The organism is Wolbachia endosymbiont (group A) of Sympetrum striolatum (assembly GCF_947250715.1).
Taxonomy (GTDB): domain Bacteria; phylum Pseudomonadota; class Alphaproteobacteria; order Rickettsiales; family Anaplasmataceae; genus Wolbachia.
On sequence record NZ_OX366342.1, the window covers coordinates 439072 to 459218 of the forward strand.

Consider the following 20147-nt stretch of genomic DNA (forward strand, 5'->3'; position numbering starts at 1 on the left):
CACCTTAGTTAATCTTTTCGCTGGAACCTTTACCACTATCTCCACCTCCTCCACCAGCACCACCTCTTGCCTTCTTGACAGCCGCAGCAGCAGCTTGACCAACACCTCCAGCAGCGGCTTTGGCAGCAGATAAAGCTTTGCCCACCATTTGTCCAGGTGTACTACCAGAACCGAGTAATGCTCTATGGTTACCAGCAAGTTCAGCAGCCATGTTAGGAAGAATGTTTAAAAAGTGGTAAAAGAGGAATAACACTAGACACAACTTTAATAACTCTCCGATGAGAGAGCTGCCAAACTCCATGTATTTAAAGTAGAATAGACCAAGTATGTTGCTCTTTTTAAAGCTATAATTTTGCATCATACATGCAAGAGTAGTTTCATTTTTATCACATTCACCATCCTTCAATTTGAACCACTGTTTTTTCTTACTATCTGAGGTTTCTGCTTGTTTCTTTTCATATAGTTTATCCGATTCAAATTTCAAATTTTTAAAATATATTTTATCACATGCTATGAACATAAAGGACAAAAACGCAAAAAGGATAACCGGGTATAAGCTATAGGTAATCAACTCTTTCACCCAGCCGTCAAAATATCCTTTGGTGTGTTGGAATAAAACCATAGGAATAAACAAAGGTGATAGAATAACAATTACACTTAAAGCAACTAGAGATAAAATAAATACATAGCACAGCCACAAAATAACCATCATCATCAGAACGGCCATAAATATACAGACAAGAGCTACTAAAATTTGTCCACCAGCGAAAATAATACCAATCACCGAACCTGCAACTAACAAGACAGGAGCAGCACCAAGCAAGACTGCTAACGTTGCAACACCTCCAGTACCAATTTTGCCACCAATTCCATCTAAAGGGGCACCTAAATAAAATAAAATTCTACAATCAAGCCTATCCCAAGGTGCAAGATAACTGTAAGATACCTTCTTTCCTTCACGAGTATATTCATAATCTGTACCTGCTTTATAATTACATATGCCTTTACTTTCAGATGACGCTTTTAGCACTATCTCTGACAAACCATTTGAGAGACGAGTTAATTCTCCATAATAATGAGACATGGTACTGCCTGTTGTGAAGTAAATCACTAAAGCGAATTTAATAATCAACATGTACATTTCTTGTGGGCTGCGAACTCCACCAGACATAGCTTTTATAGAGAACAGTATTAAAGCTAAAACTAAAACAGCAGTTACAGTGTTTTTCAACCTCTTTTGTGCTACAGATAAGAAACTGCCCTTGTTATGTCCATCTTTATCTTTAAGTGGGCTGCCACTTGAATCAATACCTGCAACTAAATTATCTAACGATTCCTTAATGCATTGCACTATCATAGAAGTGATGGGAATAGGAGCTAATGATTTACTTCCTGCCTGATTATAGCAAGCTTTAGAGACATACGAGCTAAAACAGCCAGCATTATCATAACCTACAAAAATTTTCCCCCCTTGTCCGTTGAGTCCTTTTTCTTTAGATCTGATAATAGTTTTATAGTCATCATTATTACCAATAGAAACTTTTTCCTCTCCTGTACCATCTTTATTTTTGAATGTCATCATAGATTTTTCACACATAGGAGCAAGTGGGTCAGGTGGCAATTCCGTGCACCCCATATCAACCCCTTGCGGCCAAGGAGTCATTTCGATACCAAGCATGCTCACACTTCCCAGCTCCACACACAACCTGCCCATTTTTCTTACTGCTTTAAATGTTGACCCATGTATGGTTTCGCTTTGCCCAGCTTTAAGAACTTTACATTTCAGCTCACCATCGACCGTCGGGGACCATGACCCATCTACATATCCAGTATCTTTTTCCCTTACATCAAAGTCTATGTATCCAGGTTTTTCTCTGGAATCAAAGTCTTTCTTGTTAAAAAGATTACCAAAAGTTAAAGGATTTCGATGACATATTTCTATATATTCACTGTATTGCACACCGTTTTTTGGCCAGTAATAACTTTCTGTACTCTCCTGAACGTTAGAATTTAAGGCTTCTTTTTCTGCTCTTTTCCCGTCATAGTCTTTTTTGTTCACGTCTTCCCGAGCTTTATCTTGCAAACAAGAAAAATATTCATCTTCTGTTTGGTAATTTTTATTGGTGCAGCCACTATAACCTGTGTCTTCTTTAAAATTTTTGTATTTTCCATCATGACCACGTGCAACTGGGTGTTTAACAAAACTATGTTCACAAACAACAAGCCCCCCTATTGCTTTCCAGACTCCAACAATTGCAGCTATCATTCCAACAATAACAAGAGCGGTAAACAAACCAGCAGAAGAGACGATTAAGACAATGCCAGTAAATATTGCGCCAACAGCAATCGCTATTCCAGCAAGTGCTGCAGCTGTTTTAAACGCCCCACAATCAGGATTAGAGGCACGACTGAAGCTGCCAGTGGAATTAAATCTGCTAACAAATTCTGTCTTGTCAGTACCACTTACTCCATCTGCAAGCACTGGATATGAGAGTAAAAAGTCTATATTTAGTAAAAATATCGCAATTAATAGCAATGACAGCTTAGTCTTAAACATTTTTTACCTTCTGATAAAATATAGGCAACCATACTTTTGGGTTGTCCCCAACTTCATTTAATATATCGTGTAACAATAGAACACTTTCTGCACGTCCGGATAATACGTTGATTATATCATCTAAGTCTTTTAAGTCTATTCTAGCTACCACAGCATTAACTCCTTGTTTCACCAAAAAGAATCTAGTACTCGGATCTGTGTGCTTAATTAATATATATTCACGTTCAGTTAACATAAAAACATCCCGATAGACACTAGTAGCTTTCAGATTTGGTAAAAAAATCTGTGTCGCTGTTTGTTGTACAAGCGTATCGCTAATAGCACTTTTACTTGCATCCTCAACACTCTGAGTAGCAAAAATCACAAAAGCATTTAGTTTTCTCAGTACCTTCAACCAGTCTTTTATCTTGGGTGCAAAAACTGGATTATCTATTAATGCCCATGCCTCATCAAGAACGATAATAGATGGAGTGCCATCAAGAGATATACTAATCCTATGAAATAAATAAATCAATACTGGTCCAAGGGCAACAGGATCTTTGAGCAAGCTAGCCATCTCAAAACCAAATACTCTTGCTCGTGAAAAATCTAGCAAATCTTCTTTATTGTCAAATATTGCAGCATGAGAACCATTATCATGCCACATAGATATTGCCCCAGCTAGAGTATCAGGACCTGCAAGTCCTAAAAACGGTACAAGGTTTCTCAAGAACCTGTCTTCTTTTCTTAATTTAAAATTTCCTTCAATTGCATCATTAATTCGTGCAATATCTTCTGAAGTAAATTTATCATTATATACCGAAATTAAAGACTTTATCCACTCCATTAAAAATGTTCTATTATCAGAGGTGTCATCAAGTTGCAAAGGATTAAAATTTGTTTTAGTTCTTGGTTCTATTACAGTATAGATACCACCAAGTGCTCTTAAGAAAATCTCTGCACCGCGATCTTTGTCAAAAAAGAATATCCTTGGAGAAAATTTTATCGCTTGAGCACATAAGAAATTCATTAAAACAGTTTTACCAGCACCAGTTGGGCCAATTATCATAGTGTGTCCAACATCCCTTATATGAAAGTTGAAAAAAAATGGAGTACCAGATGTCGTGTCGAAAACTGTAACGGCATCTCCCCAGTGGTTATTGAATTTATTACCAGTAGGATAATTATGTTGAGATGCAAATCCAGCCAAATTAAGACTACTTATTGTAGCTTTTCTCACTATATAATCGAAATTACCAGGAATTTGCGCCCAAAATGCTGGTTCAAGGTTAACTCTCTCACGGACAGGGTAAACACCGCAATTAGAAAGCTCTGATTCTACCAACGACAGAGCGTTATCCAATGATTTAGGACTTTTTTCTATACATAAAATAGTCAGGTGATGTTGACCAAATGCAATCTTACCACTCATTGCGTCATCAAGCGCTTGAGAAATTTCTGCTATTTGAGAAATAGCTTTATCTGCAGACTGTATCATTCGATTTTGCTGTATCTGCATTTTTCCAATCGCCATTTGCCTGTTTATAAATTGAAAAGATTGCGTAATTATAAACTCGTAAGGAAGTTGTAAAAACGAATCAAGCATTCCTGCAGAAGTATGATTTCCATATTCTTTGATACTAACTACTCCAGCATATTTACTCTCATTATGAGTCACAACCTGTATCATCTTACGGCCAAAGAATAACCTATGTACTGGTAAGTATCTTGATATTTCAGTTCTTAGCGGAAAAAGCGTATTTGTAACGAAGCCACAATTTACGATTCTAGATAGAAACTCCATTATTTCGCAGAACAAACCATCTGGAGTTTCTTTTACTCCAAGAATTTTAGGCGAATAATTTCTAAGGCTTGTCACTACACGATTTGTCGTTTCCTCTAAATCTTCATACGTGGCACGCATATCACTTTCCCAAGCATGTTTTGAAGTTACATGTCCGAATTTTTTTAGTAGATATGACAAAAATTCTACTCCTTTTGTGTCTGCTCTACGGATAATCGTAATGTATAGGTCATTAATAAATGATTGCCTTGTTGCGTGTTTTTCTCTCCATTTTAGATTTACGTGATTAGCGAAAAAATTCGGCAAACCTTGACTTGCAAATTCATCAGAAAAAATATTTTTTTTACGTCTGATAGTATGAAAATACAAACTAAATGCCGGAGATGAAATGCTTCTGAGCATCTGATTCCTGATATTATTTTGTATTACTAAATCCTCGTCATCGGCGGTTTCAAATGCAAAGCCACTTAGTTTTATAACCTTAACCAACCAATTTTCTTTTGTCATCAAGGTTGTGCTATTCCAATAGCAAGAATAAGGAATAAATTCAGCAGCGTGAACTTCCCTGCTCAGAGTAGATTTACTCTTTGATTGAATAGCCCTAAACCTCAGCATCACACAACATTAAGCAATATCATAAGAATTGGCTCCATGATAAAAACGATTTAAACATTTCGAGCACTTTCCTAATTTTACCATAAATAATTCAATAAACAAAGGTTCTTTTGCAGAAGCTATATAGCCAAGTCCATGTATACCTGGTAACATTAAAAGAATCACTCTCAAATCATTTGAATTAATGAAAATTAGCAGGCAAATCAGGACGTTTAATATTGCAAACATATAACTCACACCAAAGAGCATTGCAGGTCTTGTAAGACCTTTAAATAATTGATCTGTTTGTATACTACCTGTGGACATATCTTTAACCTTCTAATAATAGCTCTAACACTAATACTATATCATTATATTAAAAATCCATTGAAACTAGTAGCACTTTAAGTTAAGATACATTGATTAATAATTTAACCCAGATAATGACAAGTTGGCCATTTCAAGAAGCAGAAAAAATATTGCAGGAGTTTCCTAATAAAAAAGAAATAATATTTGAAACTGGTTATGGACCCTCTGGTTTACCCCACATAGGAACCTTTGGAGAGGTTTTCCGCACTACAGTTGTTGTAAATGCATTAAAAAAAATAGCTCCTGGTATAAAAACCAAAATCATTGCAGTTTCAGATGATATGGATGGTTTGCGAAAAATACCAGATAATGTGCCAAATCAAGAGATGCTAAGGGAGCACTTAAATAAACCATTGACTATGATACCCGATCCATTTGGCACTCATGAGAGTTATGGTCATCACATGAATTCGTTGTTGTGTAAATTTCTTGATTTGTTTGAATTTGAATACGAATTTAGGAGTGCAACAGAGTGTTATAAATCTGGCGTTTACGATGAAAAACTTTTACTCCTGCTGAAAAATTATGATAAAGTGATGGACGTAATGCTTCCATCATTTCGGGAAGAAAGGCAGCAGACTTACAGTCCATTCTTGCCGATATGCCCAAAAACTTCCCAAGTTTTACAAGTTCCAGTAATTGAAACAAATACAGATAAAGGAACAATCACGTATGAAGACCCAAACGGGGAAAAAATAGAAGTTCCAGTGACAAAAGGAAAATGTAAACTGCAATGGAAACCTGATTGGGGAATGAGGTGGGCCGCATTTGGAGTAAATTATGAAGCTCACGGAAAAGATTTAACTCCATCTGCTGTGCTTTCAAGTCAAATATGTGAAATACTTGGAGAAAAGCCACCACTTCTGTTTTGCTACGAGCTTTTCCTTGATAAAGAAGGAAAGAAAATATCAAAATCAAGAGGAAATGGCATTTCGATTGAAGAGTGGCTAACTTACGCACCAACGGAGAGTTTATCACTGTATATTTTTCAGAGTCCTAAAAAAGCTAAACGTTTATATTTTGATGTGATACCAAAATCAACCGATGAGTATATAGAGTTTGTAAGGTGCTATAATGAGAGTAAAGAAAAAGATATAAATAATCCTGCATGGCATATTCATCAAGGTGAAGTTCCCAGTATAGAAACTTCAGGTATAAATTTTACGCTACTTTTAAACCTAGCGGCGGCTTGTAACGCTGAAAACAAAGAGATTCTCTGGGGTTTTATATCCACTTATGCACCAAGCGTCACACCAGAAAATAATAAAATGCTTGATAGACTTTCAGACTTTGCAGTAAAGTATTACCACGATTTTATCAAACCAACAAAATCATATAAAACTCCAAATGCAAAAGAGAAAGAAGCGTTACTAGATTTGAAGGACACTTTACATTCTCTATCTACAACTGTTACTGCTGAAGAAATTCAATCTCAGGTATTTTCTATTGGAAAAAAATATGATTATACCAACTTACGTGACTGGTTTCAGCTATTATATGAAACGTTACTTGGCCAAAAAACCGGTCCAAGAATGGGATCTTTCATAAAGCTTTATGGAATAGATAATACGATTTCTCTCATAGAAAGCGCTACTAAATGTATACTGTAGAGTTTACCTTCTTTCATTTGAGCTCTTTAGTTTTTAGTTCTGCCTTCTAAGGCTTTTACTCGTGACAACCACTGTGCCTGCGATCTTGTCGTGCCAAGTTTGACAGCGTTTGTTGAAATTTGACCATAAAAAGCCCAAGAATAATGGTGCAGCTGACAATATAAAGGAAAAAAATCTCTTTGTTGCTTGTCTTAGGGTCATCTTTTCGAAAGTTTGTGCATCCACAACTCTAAGCCCAAGTAATAGTTTTCCAGGTGTAGCAGCAAACCTTACCCACATATATGTTACATAGCAAAAGAGCATAATGCATTGGACTATTTGATTTAGGATTTGTAATTTTATAAGTCTACTCTGCATTGTCTTTTCTTCTGCAGACAGTGGCGCTTGCATTTGGTATTTTGCAGCAATTTGACTTAATATTTTGCTATCCTCTGAGTTCATAAAGAGCTTATTTAAGGCTTGGCTGCAAAACTGCAAGAACAAAACGATAATAATCAAATCAAGCAATACTGATATATAGCGCCTAAGTCCTGTTACATAACATATCCCATTTTCATCTTTCTTTACCTTTTGAATAACATTTATAGAAGAAAAAATAGAAAATAAACGATTAAAAAATTTATGTAACATATATATACTTTCCAATATTTAACGTGCCCCTGGCCGGACTTGAACCAGCATGCTTTTGCAAGCAACAGATTTTGAGTCTGCCGTGTCTACCATTCCACCACAGGGGCATTAAGTTTTAATGCTATAGGCAACACGGAATTAGTCAAATTTTATATGTCTTTCAAATGAGGACTAAATATTCTACAATAATCAACAGTTACTCTCAAAACTTAAAATGAATGAATTAGCTAGTCTCCTCAGTTCAAGAAGTGTAGATAAGGAAATATGTAAATTACCGCATAATTTAGAAGCTGAACAGATGCTTATTGGTGCAATGATTCGTGATAATAGAATCTGTGATGCAGTTGAAGACACAATCACAGCAGAAAATTTCTATGATCCATTACATCAAAGTATTTTTACGCAGATATCCAAAACCAGGAAACACGGTATAGTTGCCAATGAACTAAGCCTCAAAATGTTTTTTGAGAACGACCAAGCGTTTACCGAGTGTGGTGGGGTAGAGTACTTAGCAAAGCTTGCAGCAAAGGCAAGTATTGCACTTGATATCTATAGTTTGACTAGAATAATCCGTGATACTTACTTAAGGAGATGTTTAATTAAGCTCGGGCAAGAAATAGTTGGTGATAGCTACAACTACGATATTGAAAATCCTGCACAGGCGCAAATTGAACAAGCAATGACAAAATTGTTCAACTTAGCAGTAAAAAAACAAGGTGAGAAAACATATATAAAACTTGCAAGTTCAATTAAAGACGTAGTTGAGAAGATCAGCACACTGAAAAATAATCCAGAAGCGCTGGGCGTTACAACCGGACTTCAAGATCTAAATCAGCTTCTTGGTGGCCTACAAAAATCTGATTTATTAATTTTAGCTGCAAGGCCTTCTATGGGTAAAACAGCACTGGCGCTAAACATCGCACTTAATGCTTGTAAGATGTTGCAAAAAAGAGCAGATAAACAACATTATGTAGCGTTTTTCTCACTTGAAATGTCAGCAGAACAATTAACCGCAAGGCTGATCACTATAGATTCAGGGATTAGTTATTATAAGGCATTAACCGGGAGAATTAGTGATTTTGAATTGCATGAATTTATCAATGCTAGTACAGAATTATCTGAACTGCCTTTCATCATAGATGACACCCCTGCGCTATCAATTAGTGCCCTTCGCACCAGAATACGCTTGCTGTATCAATTATATAATGTAGAAGTGGTATTCATTGATTATTTGCAGCTAATCAGAGGAACAACAAAAAGAAGTAATGAAAATAGAGTACAAGAAATCTCGGAAGTGACGCAGGGTTTGAAAGCAATTGCAAAAGAGCTGAATATTCCCGTTGTTGCACTATCTCAGCTCTCTCGTTCTGTTGAGCAGAGAGACGACAAAAAACCACAACTTTCTGATTTGCGTGATTCAGGAAGCATAGAGCAGGATGCAGATATAGTGATGTTCCTCTATAGAGAGGAATATTATGAATTGAGAAAGCAACCAAGTGAAGGAAGCAATAAACATCGAGAGTGGCAAGAAAAAATGGAAAAAATTAGAAATATTGCAGAGCTTGTTATTGCAAAGCAGAGAAATGGGCCAATTGGCAGTGTGAAGCTATATTTTGACTCTAACAGAGGTTCGTTTAAAGATTACACGGAGAGGCATAGTGTGTAGCTTGGCAGCAATCTTCTTGTTCCCAAGTTCATCAATTGTTTTTTTATGTAAAAAGTTAGCTTGACAACTTCCTTTAAATCCTTTTATATGGTATTATATTTTACAATACGTGAGGAATAATCATATGAGTAAAAACAATTTACCCTATTATATAGCTGGAACTCTGGCTGCTTTAACTTTATTAGCATCTGGAGTGTTTGCTGCAGCTCCTTATATTGGTTTCTTAGCTCCTGTTGCAGCATTAAGTGTTGGCCTGCCATTTATTATTGGTGGTGCTGTATTTTCTGCTGTAGCTATGGCACTTTCGTATAAAGCAATTAGTAAGAATAAAACTATTTCTGAGAAAGATGTTCAACTGACTGAGAAAGTAGAAGAAATATCTAAAAAAGATGCTCAACTAGCTAAAGAAGAAGATAAAGTACAGGCTCAAAAGCAAACAATTTCTGGGCAAAATGACCAACTGACTAAAAAAGAAGCGGAAGTAAAAGCTAAAGAGGAGGAAAATTCTAAGCAAAAAATTGAAATTAATAAAAAAAATGAGGAGATTGATAATCAAAAAAAAGAAATAGAAGAACTTAAACACAAGAAAACTTTTGTTCCGCAAGCAATGAAGAATATCAAAGAAGCATCTCAAGAAGTATTTGCATATGTAGCAGAAGCCTACAGTAGTGGGCGCGTTCATAGTACTATTAAGCAGCGCCGTAGTGATGTTGCGAATGACTTAAAAAATGTCGTAGGTAGTGCGAAAAATGCTTATGGCACATCAGTTGAGTATGTAAAAGGGAAATTTAATAGTGCTGGAAATAAATTAAAAAATGTTTATGGTACATCAGTTGAGTATACAAAAGGAGCACTTAACAGCGTTGGAAGCAGCTTGTACAGTAGATTTCATGGTACTAAGGTTTCTAGTTCGGAAGAGCAGTTTAAGCGTGAAGATGGATCTAAACCTAGTATGCAAGAACTAACTAGTTTGGATTACTTAGATCTTGCAGTTTCTTCCAGTGAGCAAAAGCAACGAGCTAATAGTTTGGATTATTTAAATATTGATAACGACGTTCCTAAGCAACCTGATCATTTAAGTATTGATGCTGCTAAAAGGTATTTAATGAGTCTTTCTGAGGATCAGGAGATATTTTATGATGCAGAATCTGGTGGTGAAAAAGATACTGAGACTTCTAGCCTGAAAGAGCAGTTAGATGAAAACAGTAAAGCAAAAGTTCCGTCAAGAATTTCTGATTTATGTGAGTCAGTAAAAGGAAAGTTTACCAGCTTTTGGAGTGTGGTACAAAGTATTTATAGTAAGAATGTTTATAATAGTTGTGCACTAGGTACTGATCTGTTGCATGCTCAACATAAAAACACCTTGGCTAATGTACCACAAGAAGAGGTTGTAAATAAAGAAGCTCAAAAGCCAGAAGAGCAAGCAGACCAAAAGCCAAATCTTCAAAGGGACAACAGCATAAACAATACGGAAGAAGGCGGTAAAAATAAAAGGAGTGGAGCCGCAAGAAGAAAAAGAAAACAAACACGAGTAGAACAACCTATAGTGTATACAGTTACAACAAGTAATAAATATGATGTGTTGCTACCTGAATGCTTCCTTAGTTAAACATCAACCCTCAAAAAAACCGGCGTAGGTTTAGGCAGCGTAATGCCTGAACTTACGCACGTATCGCACAAAGATTTTAAACCTCGTTGCTCTTTCGGAATTTGCAATTGATCGAGTATCATTTCCGCTGACCTCGGGACAATTGGCTGCAATAAAGTGCCAATTATCCTGATGTATTCCAGTAGCTTATAAATTACTAAGTTCATGCGCTCTCTGTCAGTTTTGCTTAGTGTCCAGGGTGCACTTTTATCTATATAAGCATTGGCTTCAGAAGAGATGTTGATGATTAGAAGTATGATATGGTTAAACTCATACTTTGATAGGTGATTCATCACCTGATCGAGTATAGCTTTGCAACCTGGAAGACTTTCTTCACCTTTAAGTAGGCTTTGATCGATTGTTGGTACAATTCCAGAACATTGCTTGTGTAAAAATGAAATTGTTCTTTGTACTAAATTGCCTATATTGTTTGCAAGTTCTGAGTTTATGCGGCTGATCATGTTTTTCTTACTAAAGTTGCCATCCTGGCCAAAACTTGCTTCTCGAAGGAGAAAATAGCGTAGTTGATCAACACCAAACTCTTGAGCGAGGCCAATTGGATCTATGACATTACCAAGAGACTTGGATATTTTTTCTCCTTCGTTTAGCCACCAACCATGAACTGCAATTTGTTTTGGCAGTGGCAAATCTGCTGCAAGGAGAATCGCTGGCCAATACACAGCATGAAAGCGCAATATGTCTTTGCCGATTACATGAACGTTGAAAGAGTTGTCAGCTAGGTTTGCAGTGCTTGACACTGGAATCTGTATTTCTGGTTCTGCCCAAAACTTCTTATATTCTTCACCTTCAGTACTAGGGAAACCTATTGATGTAAGATAATTGGTTAATGCATCTATCCAGACATAGATTACGTGTTTGTCATTACCTGGTACTTTTATTCCCCAGTTAAAACTAGTGCGAGAGATTGAGAGGTCAATGAGCCCTGATCTTACAAACGATACCACTTCATTTTTTCTGCTCTCAGGAAAGATAAAATTTGGCTGATTTTCATATAGTTCTAGTAATTTATCCTGCCAATTCGACAAACGAAAAAAGTAGCTCTCTTCTTTTACCCATTCAACCTCAGCACCTGTTGGTGCTTTACCATCTATCAGCTCTGATTCCTGATAAAATGCTTCATCACGAACTGAATACCAACCCGAATAGGAATCCAAATATATTTGTCCTCTCTCTTCAAGCCTATTCCATAAAGCTACCACTGCTTTTTCATGACGTTCCTCCGTAGTGCGAATAAAATCGTCATACTCAAAATTCATGAACTTAGCTAATTCTTTAAATGAAACACTCACTTCATCTGTAAATTCTTTTGGCTGCATTTCCTTTGCTTTAGCTGCTTTTTCTATTTTTTGTCCATGTTCATCTGTACCGGTGGTAAATTTGACATTTTTCCCAGCTAGTTTCATGAACCTTGCCACCACGTCACACAAGAGAGAAGTGTATGCATGACCGATATGCGGCTTATCATTTACGTAATATATTGGCGTGGTGATGTAAAAACTCTCAAATCGATCCATGGTTTAGCATTTTGATAAAAATCAACTGAGTTAATTATAGTATTAAAAAGGCAGTAATAAATAAATATTGATTGGGTTAAGCATAATTTTTGAAAAAAGCTATTTACTGAAATTTTATTAAAATAAGAAACAATCAGGTATGATTATTGAAAGAACAATGGGAAATTTTCTTGTAATTCTATTTATAGTTTTCTATGCATTTGATGCACACGCTGATGGAGCAACAGATGTAATGTGTAATGTAATAGGTTACGTTCATGGAATAGGTGGACCAATGATTACAGTAGTAGTAATTGGTACAAGCTTGCTTGCAATATTTGGAAGAATGCCTTGGCCTTCACTTTTCTCACTTGGTATGTTTGTTGCTGTGTTTTTTGGTGCACCTAAAATTGCAACAGCGATAACAGAAAAAAACGTTTGTAATTTTCTTGAAGATCAAATGCCGGTTCGTTGTCCTTATAAAGGTCAAACGTTGGTTCAAGGAAAGTGTGTTGCTGCTCCTGGATATGAACGTGTAGGTACAAGTTATTCTTGTCGTCGCGGTTGGGCGCTAACTAATAAAGGCTACTGTATAAAAGCTGGCCAAGATCCTTCAAAGTATTGGAAGTGAAAATGGTGCTTTTATAGAGTTAAATCTAACTACTCATCAAACCACAAAGTATATAATTAATATCCACACCTTTAGTTAAATTCCACTCACGCTTTATTACGTTGTACTCCATGCCAGCCATGTTTTGCAGCGTTACATTATTTTCTCTTAAGTGATTTGCAATTTCTGACGGCTTGAGAAATTTATTCCAATTATGCGTACCCTTAGGCAGCCAATTTAATATGTACTCTGCGCCGACTATTGCAAGACAGAAGGATTTGATAGTTCTATTTATTGTGGATATAAAGATTAGCCCTTCTGGTTTCAGCAATTCTATTGCTCTTCTCATAAAGAATTCTAAATTATCTACATGCTCGACTACTTCCATCAGCAGAACCACGTCGTACTTCTTGTCATTGCTTAGCTCTTCAATGCTGGTGTGCATATATTCTACATTAAGCCCTACTTTTTTCGCATGTGACTGTGCCACTTTGATGTTTTCTTCACATACATCTATTCCCACAACGTTAATGCCAACGCGTGCCATTGACTCTGACAAAATGCCACCACCGCATCCAACATCAAGCAATGATAATTCTTTCAAATTGCATTTTTTTAACTCTTTTATTTTCTCAATAATGTAAGATACTCTAACAGGATTCATCATGTGCAATGGTTTGAATTTGCCGTTCTCATCCCACCACTGGCCTGCCATTTTAGCGAATTTTGATATTTCATCTTCGTTATAAGTTTTTGTTTTTTTTTTCTTAGAGGTTATATTACTGAGTTTATCAAGGCGTTTTTTATGTCTGCTTTCTTTTGAAAATTCTGTTTCGAGGAATTGTTTGACTATGTCTTTTGCTAATCCACTCGCAGTAAACCCTGCACCAAGACACAGTACATTTGCGTTGCCATGCTCGCGAGCTAATTTTGCGATCTCAACACTGTTACATAAAGCAGCGTAGATTCCTTCAAAACGATTTGCCACAGTACTCATGCCCAAACCTGTACCACAAATTAATATCCCATAATTTGCTTTTTTGCTTGTTATATCTTCTACAACTTTAACAGCATAGTCTGGGTAATCTACACACTTTTGCTTAGCAGTGCAGCCTTGATCTACCGCTGTGTAACCCAGGGTTTCCAGGTAGGATTTTATTTCTGATTTTAATTCATAACCAGCATGATCTGAGGCAATTGATATTATATCTGACATATAAAAAGTTGATCTTGCATAACTTAAGGATATTTATATGGGTAATTTATTTTGATCTTTCTGTCAAGCCGTTTTAATACTCCTGATCTTTCGGGAGTCCTAAAGCTTGAAATAAATTTCGAGTCAGATGTGTATAAATTCTATATAATTTTTATCCTACTACTAATTCAATAAGATGGATCACATAGATATTATAAAATCAAAATTATTATTATCTGACATAGTAGGTAAAAAAGTCAGGCTAATAAAAAGAGGAGATAGTTTTGTTGGGCTCTGTCCATTTCATAACGAAAAAACCCCATCTTTTTCGGTGAGCAATACTAAGGGGTTATATTACTGTTTTGGTTGTTCAGCTAGTGGTGATGCATTTGAATTTATTTCACAAACTGAAGGATTAAGCTTTAAAGAAGCATTGGAAAGATTAGCATCGGTTACAGGTGTTGAACTGCCCAAAAGTCTTAGTATTACAAAAGGGGACAATAAACTATTTTTAGCGCTTGATTTAGCTGCAAATTGGTTTGCACAAAAAAATCAGGGCATTGTAGATTATTTAAAGCAGCGCAAGATTTTACCTGAAATCATAGATAAATTTAAGATAGGTTATGCACCAAGCTCTGGTTTGAAAGAGTATTTAAACTCTTCAGGTATTGAAGACAAAATTTTAATTGATATTGGATTAGTAAACAAAAATTTTCATGATTATTTTTATGACCGGCTGATATTTCCTATATACAACATTGCAGGAAGAGTTATTGGTTTTGGCGGACGTGCGCTGAGTTCTGAGCAACAGCCAAAATATTTAAATAGCCCAGAGAGTCAGCTCTTCAAGAAGAGGGAGAATTTATACGGATTAAACTTTGCTTTAAGCGAAATACGTAAAAAACAGCACATATTTGTTGTTGAAGGATATATGGACACTATAGCGCTACATCAAGCGGGAATTAGTAATACAGTTGCTCCACTTGGTACCGCAATTTCTGCAGAACAGATAAAAAACCTGTGGAGATTTGCTAAAGAAATCTCCATCTGTATGGATGGCGATAATGCCGGATATCGTGCTGCTACACGAGTTGCGGAACTTGCTCTGCCAATATTAGAGCCTGGATACACGTTAAAGTTTGTGACTTTGCCGAGTAATAAAGATCCATACGATATATGTAACGAACTGGCATACAAGAAAGAAGACGTGTTGACTGCTCTTGACCATTCAACAAAACTGCATTCTGAATATTTATGGCGTCACATAATCGATAGCAACTTTCAAAATTATGAAAAACTTGCTCCGGAAAAATATTCAATTCTTGAGCACAACTTCATGGAATATGTAAATACTATTAGCAACAGCAGTATTAGAAGGTATTATAGAGATTATTTTTACAATAAGGCTAGTGAACTAAGAAGTAGCTTCAAAAAACAGATTTTTAATAGTAAAACTAGAGCAACAAAAGGTGAGTATCTTCATAACAAATCTCCAGAGCTAATTGAGGCAGAGCAAAATCAGGCCATAATTTTGCGTATAGCCGTAGAATTTCCTGAAATCTTGAACCGTCCTATATTTTTTGAGCAATTTTCTCATTTTGAATTTACTAATGAGATGAAAAGATTACAACAGCGTGTAATTGATGTAATAAGTAACAAAAGCAAACTTGGTAAAGAGGCTTTGTTACAAGAATTGAAACAGTTTGACGTTATAAAGTATGTATTTGAAAAAACTAGTGTACTAAATAGCCAACTGAACGAGAGAAAATCTGCAGAAATTGTGTGGAATAATATAGTGTTACTAAAAGAATTAAATGCGTTACGAAAAGAAAGAACCGAAGCGAGGCTGAGCGGTAATCTTGACTTAGAGGAAAGGTTGATAGAACAAATAGAGCAAATAGAAAGTAATATACAAGAAATGCAAATGGAGTTTATTGAAAAGTAGGCTGCTACAGTTAATTATTTTTAGGTTGTTTGTCATTCTGCTGCTTTTTAACGGAATTTATACTGCCTCTTAGCAATAAAAAACTTACTTATTGTAGGAAAATCTTGTGTTTGTTCTCATATAAAACTATTTATGGAGTGACAATGGTGCATGTATTATACTTACATTTTTGATTCGAAAATTTATGCAGTTGTTTCTAACAAAATTAGTCAACAAATTCTATTGTTTAAAGATGAGAAATAAAGTAATCATCATTTCTAGTATTGCTTTTATTCTACTGTTTTTTATCAGCAGTGCATTTTTAAAAAAAGATCAGGCGGTTCATAGTGATAATGCAACTAGTAGCTTTTCAGTAAAAACTCAAGAATGTGCGCCGCAAAACCGCACTATATATTTAAATTTTTCTGGTACAGTAAATCCCTTACATAGAGCTAGCCTTGTCTCAAAAATAAGTGGTAAGATTATTGCTATTTATTTACCTGATGGTGAAAAGGTAAAAAGAGATGATGTAGTGTTAAAGATAGAAGATTATGACAGGATTGAGCAATCTCAGAAAGCCAAAGCTTTATTAAAGCAGCGTGAAATTGAGTATGATTCCTCTCACAAACTGAATAAAACAGGCTATGGAGCACAAATACAAGTAGAAGCAGCTTTTACTGCGTTACAAAGTGCAAAAGCTGACCTAAAAAGGCTAGAATTGGATTTAGAAAATACTGCAGTCAAATCTCCTATAGATGGTTATATTGATAAAATCAATGCAAACGAAGGGGATTTTGTTAATGCTGGGCAAAAAATAGCTGACGTGGTTGATTTCGATCAAATTCTTGTGGTGTTATACGTTTCGGAAAATGAAGTAAATAAAATAGAGCTAGGCAGCACAGCTCAAATTAGTTTACTGGACGGAAAAGAATTGGCAGGTGAAGTAAGTTTTATTAGTAAAATTGCTGAGCCTAAAACTGGGTCTTATAGGGTAGAGGTAAAGGTAATTAATAATAAAATGATATCCTTGCAGGGACTAACTGCCAACGTAAGACTACCTTCAGGCGAAAGATTTGCATATAAAGTTCCTTCTTCAGCCCTGAGCTTAAGTGACGAGGGTGCTCTTGGAATAAAGATTGTTGATGACAATAATTATGTAATATTTGTACCAATAGAAATTGTTGATCATGAGAGCGATGGGGTTTGGATAGTAGCAAATAACGAAGGTAAACCCATAAAGTTAATAGTATTGGGCCACCTATTTGTTAAGCCTGGTGATAAGGTTTAAGACATAAGATCCTTTTTCATAGCTTATACTACGTTATACCAATCCCAGCGTCTGGGCACTGGTTTCTTGGTACTTATTCCGCAATAATTTTTTTTTCCTTCAATAAATTTTGCAGTTCGCCTTTTTCGTACATCTCGCGAGTGATGTCGCAACCACCGATAAACTCTTCCTTTATATATAATTGTGGAATTGTTGGCCAATCAGAAAACTTTTTTATAGATTCACGTATTTCATCATTCTCCAACACGTTAATATACTTAAACTTCACGTTCAATTTTTTTAGGATTGACACGACGAGTCCAGAGAATCCGCATTGAGGAAAATCAGAAGTGCCTTTCATGTACAACACCACATCATTTTCCGCTATATCTTTTTTTATTTGTTCAAAACTGCTCATAAATTCACCTTATTTTTAAGTATTAGTTTCCAGTTGCAAGGCGTGTATAGACTGACCTTCCAGAGCTTTATATACCATTTTATGCTGTTCTATTTTTGTCTTTCCAAGAAAGCGCTTGGAGGTTATTTTTAAATGATAATGATCATCATCTCCAGCAAGGTCCTGAACCTTTATATCAGCGTCGGGGAACGATTGTTTGATGATCCTTTCTAATTCGTGAATTGCAATAGTCATTGATTTGCTTTAAATTACAATACTTTCATTATAAATCTAAAACGACTGGGTGCAATTGAATTATTGATTATATGGTTACTAATATTGTGAAGACAGTAGATTCAGCGTGTTAAGTGTACTAGCAAGGCGAGATTTCAATTGATTTTCATATTTACTCCAATCTTGTATTGCCTTTCTTGCAATACCTGAATCAACTGCGGCTTTTGCAACAGCAGGAGATACTATAGAAATGAATCTTGGGTCAAATGGAGTAGGTATTATATATTCACGTCCATAGCTCATTTTACGACCGCCATAGGCTGCAGATATCTCGTCAGACACTGGCTCACGGGCAAGCTTTGCTATTGCATCTGCAGCTGCAATTTTCATCTCATCATTTATTGTTGTTGCATGTACATCAAGCGCTCCTCTGAATATATAAGGAAATCCCATTACGTTGTTGACTTGATTGTTGTAATCTGACCTGCCAGTTGCGATTATTGCATCTGGCCTCACAGATTTTGCAAACTCAGGCCTTACTTCTGGATCGGGGTTGGCGAGAGCGAAAATAATCGGGTCTTTGCCCATACTCTTTAACATCTCTTCATTTAACACATCTTTTGCAGATAATCCGATGAATACATCAGCGCCTTTTATTGTATCAAGTAGAGAACGTTCGGAAGTATCAATTGCATATTTTTCCTTCCACTCATTCATGTCCTCGTTTCTACCTTTGTATATTACTCCTTGCTTATCACACAGCACTATATTTTTAGCGCCCATGGACTTTAGTATTTCTAAACATGCAATACCGGCTGCTCCAGCACCATTCATAATGATCTTAACGTCCTCTAATTTCTTTCCGACAATATCAAGAGCATTTTCTATACCAGCTGCAACAACCACTGCAGTTCCATGCTGGTCATCATGGAACACTGGAATATCCATCAGTTCATTCAGACGTTTCTCTATTATAAAACAATCGGGAGATCTTATATCCTCTAAATTTATCCCCCCCCAACTTGGCCCAAGGTACCTTACTGCATTGATGAAATCTTCTATATTTTCTGTACCAACTTCTATATCAACTGCATCAATATCAGCAAAACGCTTAAATAAAACAGCTTTGCCTTCCATGACAGGTTTTGCAGCAAGAGGACCGATATTACCAAGCCCAAGCACTGCAGTGCCATTTGAAATGACAGCTACAAAATTGCTTTTTGCCGTATAATCATAAACAACCTCAGGATTTTTAGCTATTTCAAGGCACGGAGCTGCAACGCCAGGAGAATAAGCAAGTGACAAATCATACTGGGTAGATAAAGGTTTTGTTGGCATGATTGAAATTTTACCAGGGTTACCACCTCTACTGTGATACTTAAGTGCCTCTTGTTTTGTGGTATTATCTAAATCATCGTTCATTCTTATATTTTAAGCTTGTAATTTTTAAGTATATGGAGTTTTTATAAATGTTCAATTGTAAACTATTAGCTTGTGAACTCTGTTGTACTTCTGTATAAGTTTACCTATTACGTAAGATGATATTACATGCTTAAGAAAAACGTGCCTAATTTGCTTACAATTTCTCGTGCACTTGCAATACCAGCAATAATATTAAGTTTTTATATAGAAAATAAATATGCAGGCCTGATAACAATATCAATCTTTGTGTTTGCGTGCATTACGGATTTTTTTGATGGTTACTTGGCGCGTGCGTGGAAAGTCCAATCAAAGTTTGGCAAGCTATTTGATCCAATTGCTGATAAATTAATAGTGGTTTCAACGATAATTATGCTAGTTTATAAGCAGAAGATAAATGATTTTACAATAGTACCATCGATTATCATCATCTGTAGGGAAATATTAGTTTCGGGTTTACGGGAGTTCCTTATAGCTATAAATGTTAGTCTACCTGTAAGCAAAGCTGGCAAAATTAAAACATTTTTGCAGATGGTTGCTGTAGTAGCGCTAATAATGAACGATTACGACACAACTCAATATATAGGTGCAATTTGTTTATGGGTTGCAGCTATTATAACTATGTGGTCAGGCTATAATTATATCCTAGCCGGCATCAAACAGGTTGACTGAATTTCTTGAGAAACAGTTAATATACAAAAGTAGTTAATACTTTCATAATATTGACTGA

The 20147-nt window shown here is 35.9% G+C and carries 16 protein-coding genes and 1 tRNA gene; 7 read left to right on the forward strand and 10 right to left on the reverse strand.

Translation table 11 applies throughout. The annotated features are described in order from the left end of the window. Positions 1-4: 4 nt before the first annotated feature. The 3 genes from OOK87_RS02165 to OOK87_RS02175 are packed head-to-tail and all read right to left on the reverse strand — an operon-like array spanning position 5 to position 5261. Positions 5-2557: a TrbL/VirB6 family protein gene (locus OOK87_RS02165; protein WP_264687933.1), complete on the reverse strand. Its 2553-nt coding sequence runs from the start codon at positions 2555-2557 to the stop codon at positions 5-7. Further along, positions 2550-4955: a VirB4 family type IV secretion/conjugal transfer ATPase gene (locus tag OOK87_RS02170; protein ID WP_264688467.1), complete on the reverse strand. Its 2406-nt coding sequence runs from the start codon at positions 4953-4955 to the stop codon at positions 2550-2552. The genes OOK87_RS02165 and OOK87_RS02170 overlap by 8 nt, the downstream gene beginning before the upstream one ends. 9 nt (positions 4956-4964) lie before the next feature. After that, a complete protein-coding gene (locus OOK87_RS02175) occupies positions 4965-5261 on the reverse strand; it encodes a type IV secretion system protein VirB3 (RefSeq protein WP_253307377.1) in 297 nt (98 codons plus the stop codon). Between the two features lie 116 nt (positions 5262-5377). On the opposite strand from OOK87_RS02175, the gene OOK87_RS02180 reads away from it, so the two are divergent. Beyond that, positions 5378-6913 (forward strand): lysine--tRNA ligase, encoded by a 1536-nt coding sequence (locus OOK87_RS02180; RefSeq protein WP_264687934.1) that lies wholly within the window; start codon positions 5378-5380, stop codon positions 6911-6913. A 33-nt stretch (positions 6914-6946) separates the two neighbouring features. Here OOK87_RS02180 and OOK87_RS02185 read toward each other — a convergent pair whose 3' ends face one another. Beyond that, positions 6947-7543: an RDD family protein gene (locus tag OOK87_RS02185; RefSeq protein ID WP_264687935.1), complete on the reverse strand. Its 597-nt coding sequence runs from the start codon at positions 7541-7543 to the stop codon at positions 6947-6949. 24 nt (positions 7544-7567) lie between these two features. After that, positions 7568-7650 (reverse strand) — tRNA-Leu (locus tag OOK87_RS02190). 107 nt (positions 7651-7757) lie between these two features. Here OOK87_RS02190 and OOK87_RS02195 point away from each other — a divergent pair. Beyond that, entirely contained in the window at positions 7758-9209 is a 1452-nt protein-coding gene (locus tag OOK87_RS02195; protein WP_253309169.1) for a replicative DNA helicase, read from the forward strand. 124 nt (positions 9210-9333) lie between these two features. Next, positions 9334-10818: a hypothetical protein gene (locus OOK87_RS02200; protein WP_264687936.1), complete on the forward strand. Its 1485-nt coding sequence runs from the start codon at positions 9334-9336 to the stop codon at positions 10816-10818. Here OOK87_RS02200 and metG read toward each other — a convergent pair. Then, positions 10815-12392 (reverse strand): methionine--tRNA ligase, encoded by a 1578-nt coding sequence (metG, locus tag OOK87_RS02205; protein ID WP_264687937.1) that lies wholly within the window; start codon positions 12390-12392, stop codon positions 10815-10817. The two genes, OOK87_RS02200 and metG, sit on opposite strands and share 4 nt — an antisense overlap. 139 nt (positions 12393-12531) lie before the next feature. Here metG and OOK87_RS02210 point away from each other — a divergent pair, with 139 nt between their 5' ends. Next, positions 12532-13002, forward strand: a complete 471-nt coding sequence (locus OOK87_RS02210; protein ID WP_264687938.1) for a TrbC/VirB2 family protein — start codon at positions 12532-12534, stop codon at positions 13000-13002. A 25-nt stretch (positions 13003-13027) separates the two neighbouring features. Here OOK87_RS02210 and ubiG read toward each other — a convergent pair whose 3' ends face one another. Then, entirely contained in the window at positions 13028-14197 is a 1170-nt protein-coding gene (gene ubiG / locus OOK87_RS02215) for a bifunctional 2-polyprenyl-6-hydroxyphenol methylase/3-demethylubiquinol 3-O-methyltransferase UbiG (RefSeq protein WP_253309173.1), read from the reverse strand. A 175-nt stretch (positions 14198-14372) separates the two neighbouring features. On the opposite strand from ubiG, the gene dnaG reads away from it, so the two are divergent. Further along, positions 14373-16121 (forward strand): DNA primase, encoded by a 1749-nt coding sequence (gene dnaG, locus OOK87_RS02220; protein WP_264687939.1) that lies wholly within the window; start codon positions 14373-14375, stop codon positions 16119-16121. A gap of 184 nt (positions 16122-16305) precedes the next feature. Then, complete coding sequence (locus OOK87_RS02225) at positions 16306-17388, forward strand: efflux RND transporter periplasmic adaptor subunit (RefSeq protein ID WP_264687940.1); 1083 nt, start codon at positions 16306-16308, stop codon at positions 17386-17388. A gap of 73 nt (positions 17389-17461) precedes the next feature. Here the strand turns inward: OOK87_RS02225 and grxD are convergent, their stop codons facing one another. From grxD to OOK87_RS02240, 3 genes are all read right to left on the reverse strand, one after another. Continuing rightward, positions 17462-17785 carry a Grx4 family monothiol glutaredoxin gene (gene grxD, locus OOK87_RS02230; protein WP_164224629.1) on the reverse strand — a complete coding sequence of 108 codons (324 nt, stop codon included), beginning with the start codon at positions 17783-17785 and terminating at the stop codon, positions 17462-17464. 15 nt (positions 17786-17800) lie between these two features. Beyond that, the gene (locus OOK87_RS02235; RefSeq protein WP_253309175.1) at positions 17801-18019 is read right to left on the reverse strand and encodes a BolA/IbaG family iron-sulfur metabolism protein; all 219 of its coding nucleotides are present in this window, start codon (positions 18017-18019) and stop codon (positions 17801-17803) included. Between the two features lie 78 nt (positions 18020-18097). Then, positions 18098-19420, reverse strand: coding sequence for a malic enzyme-like NAD(P)-binding protein (locus OOK87_RS02240; protein ID WP_264687941.1), 1323 nt, complete (start codon positions 19418-19420; stop codon positions 18098-18100). A 126-nt stretch (positions 19421-19546) separates the two neighbouring features. Here OOK87_RS02240 and pgsA point away from each other — a divergent pair, with 126 nt between their 5' ends. After that, positions 19547-20089 (forward strand): CDP-diacylglycerol--glycerol-3-phosphate 3-phosphatidyltransferase, encoded by a 543-nt coding sequence (gene pgsA / locus OOK87_RS02245; RefSeq protein ID WP_253309177.1) that lies wholly within the window; start codon positions 19547-19549, stop codon positions 20087-20089. The last annotated feature ends 58 nt before the right edge of the window (positions 20090-20147 follow it).

What these genes read in the sequence shown, in the direction of transcription:
- OOK87_RS02165 (WP_264687933.1), bottom strand. Translation starts at nt 2,557, where the DNA reads ATGTTTAAGACTAAGCTGTCATTGCTATTAATTGCGATATTTTTACTA.
- OOK87_RS02170 (WP_264688467.1), bottom strand. Translation starts at nt 4,955, where the DNA reads ATGCTGAGGTTTAGGGCTATTCAATCAAAGAGTAAATCTACTCTGAGC.
- OOK87_RS02175 (WP_253307377.1), bottom strand. Translation starts at nt 5,261, where the DNA reads ATGTCCACAGGTAGTATACAAACAGATCAATTATTTAAAGGTCTTACA.
- OOK87_RS02180 (WP_264687934.1), top strand. Translation starts at nt 5,378, where the DNA reads ATGACAAGTTGGCCATTTCAAGAAGCAGAAAAAATATTGCAGGAGTTT.
- OOK87_RS02185 (WP_264687935.1), bottom strand. Translation starts at nt 7,543, where the DNA reads ATGTTACATAAATTTTTTAATCGTTTATTTTCTATTTTTTCTTCTATA.
- OOK87_RS02195 (WP_253309169.1), top strand. Translation starts at nt 7,758, where the DNA reads ATGAATGAATTAGCTAGTCTCCTCAGTTCAAGAAGTGTAGATAAGGAA.
- OOK87_RS02200 (WP_264687936.1), top strand. Translation starts at nt 9,334, where the DNA reads ATGAGTAAAAACAATTTACCCTATTATATAGCTGGAACTCTGGCTGCT.
- metG (WP_264687937.1), bottom strand. Translation starts at nt 12,392, where the DNA reads ATGGATCGATTTGAGAGTTTTTACATCACCACGCCAATATATTACGTA.
- OOK87_RS02210 (WP_264687938.1), top strand. Translation starts at nt 12,532, where the DNA reads ATGATTATTGAAAGAACAATGGGAAATTTTCTTGTAATTCTATTTATA.
- ubiG (WP_253309173.1), bottom strand. Translation starts at nt 14,197, where the DNA reads ATGTCAGATATAATATCAATTGCCTCAGATCATGCTGGTTATGAATTA.
- dnaG (WP_264687939.1), top strand. Translation starts at nt 14,373, where the DNA reads ATGGATCACATAGATATTATAAAATCAAAATTATTATTATCTGACATA.
- OOK87_RS02225 (WP_264687940.1), top strand. Translation starts at nt 16,306, where the DNA reads ATGCAGTTGTTTCTAACAAAATTAGTCAACAAATTCTATTGTTTAAAG.
- grxD (WP_164224629.1), bottom strand. Translation starts at nt 17,785, where the DNA reads ATGAGCAGTTTTGAACAAATAAAAAAAGATATAGCGGAAAATGATGTG.
- OOK87_RS02235 (WP_253309175.1), bottom strand. Translation starts at nt 18,019, where the DNA reads ATGACTATTGCAATTCACGAATTAGAAAGGATCATCAAACAATCGTTC.
- OOK87_RS02240 (WP_264687941.1), bottom strand. Translation starts at nt 19,420, where the DNA reads ATGAACGATGATTTAGATAATACCACAAAACAAGAGGCACTTAAGTAT.
- pgsA (WP_253309177.1), top strand. Translation starts at nt 19,547, where the DNA reads ATGCTTAAGAAAAACGTGCCTAATTTGCTTACAATTTCTCGTGCACTT.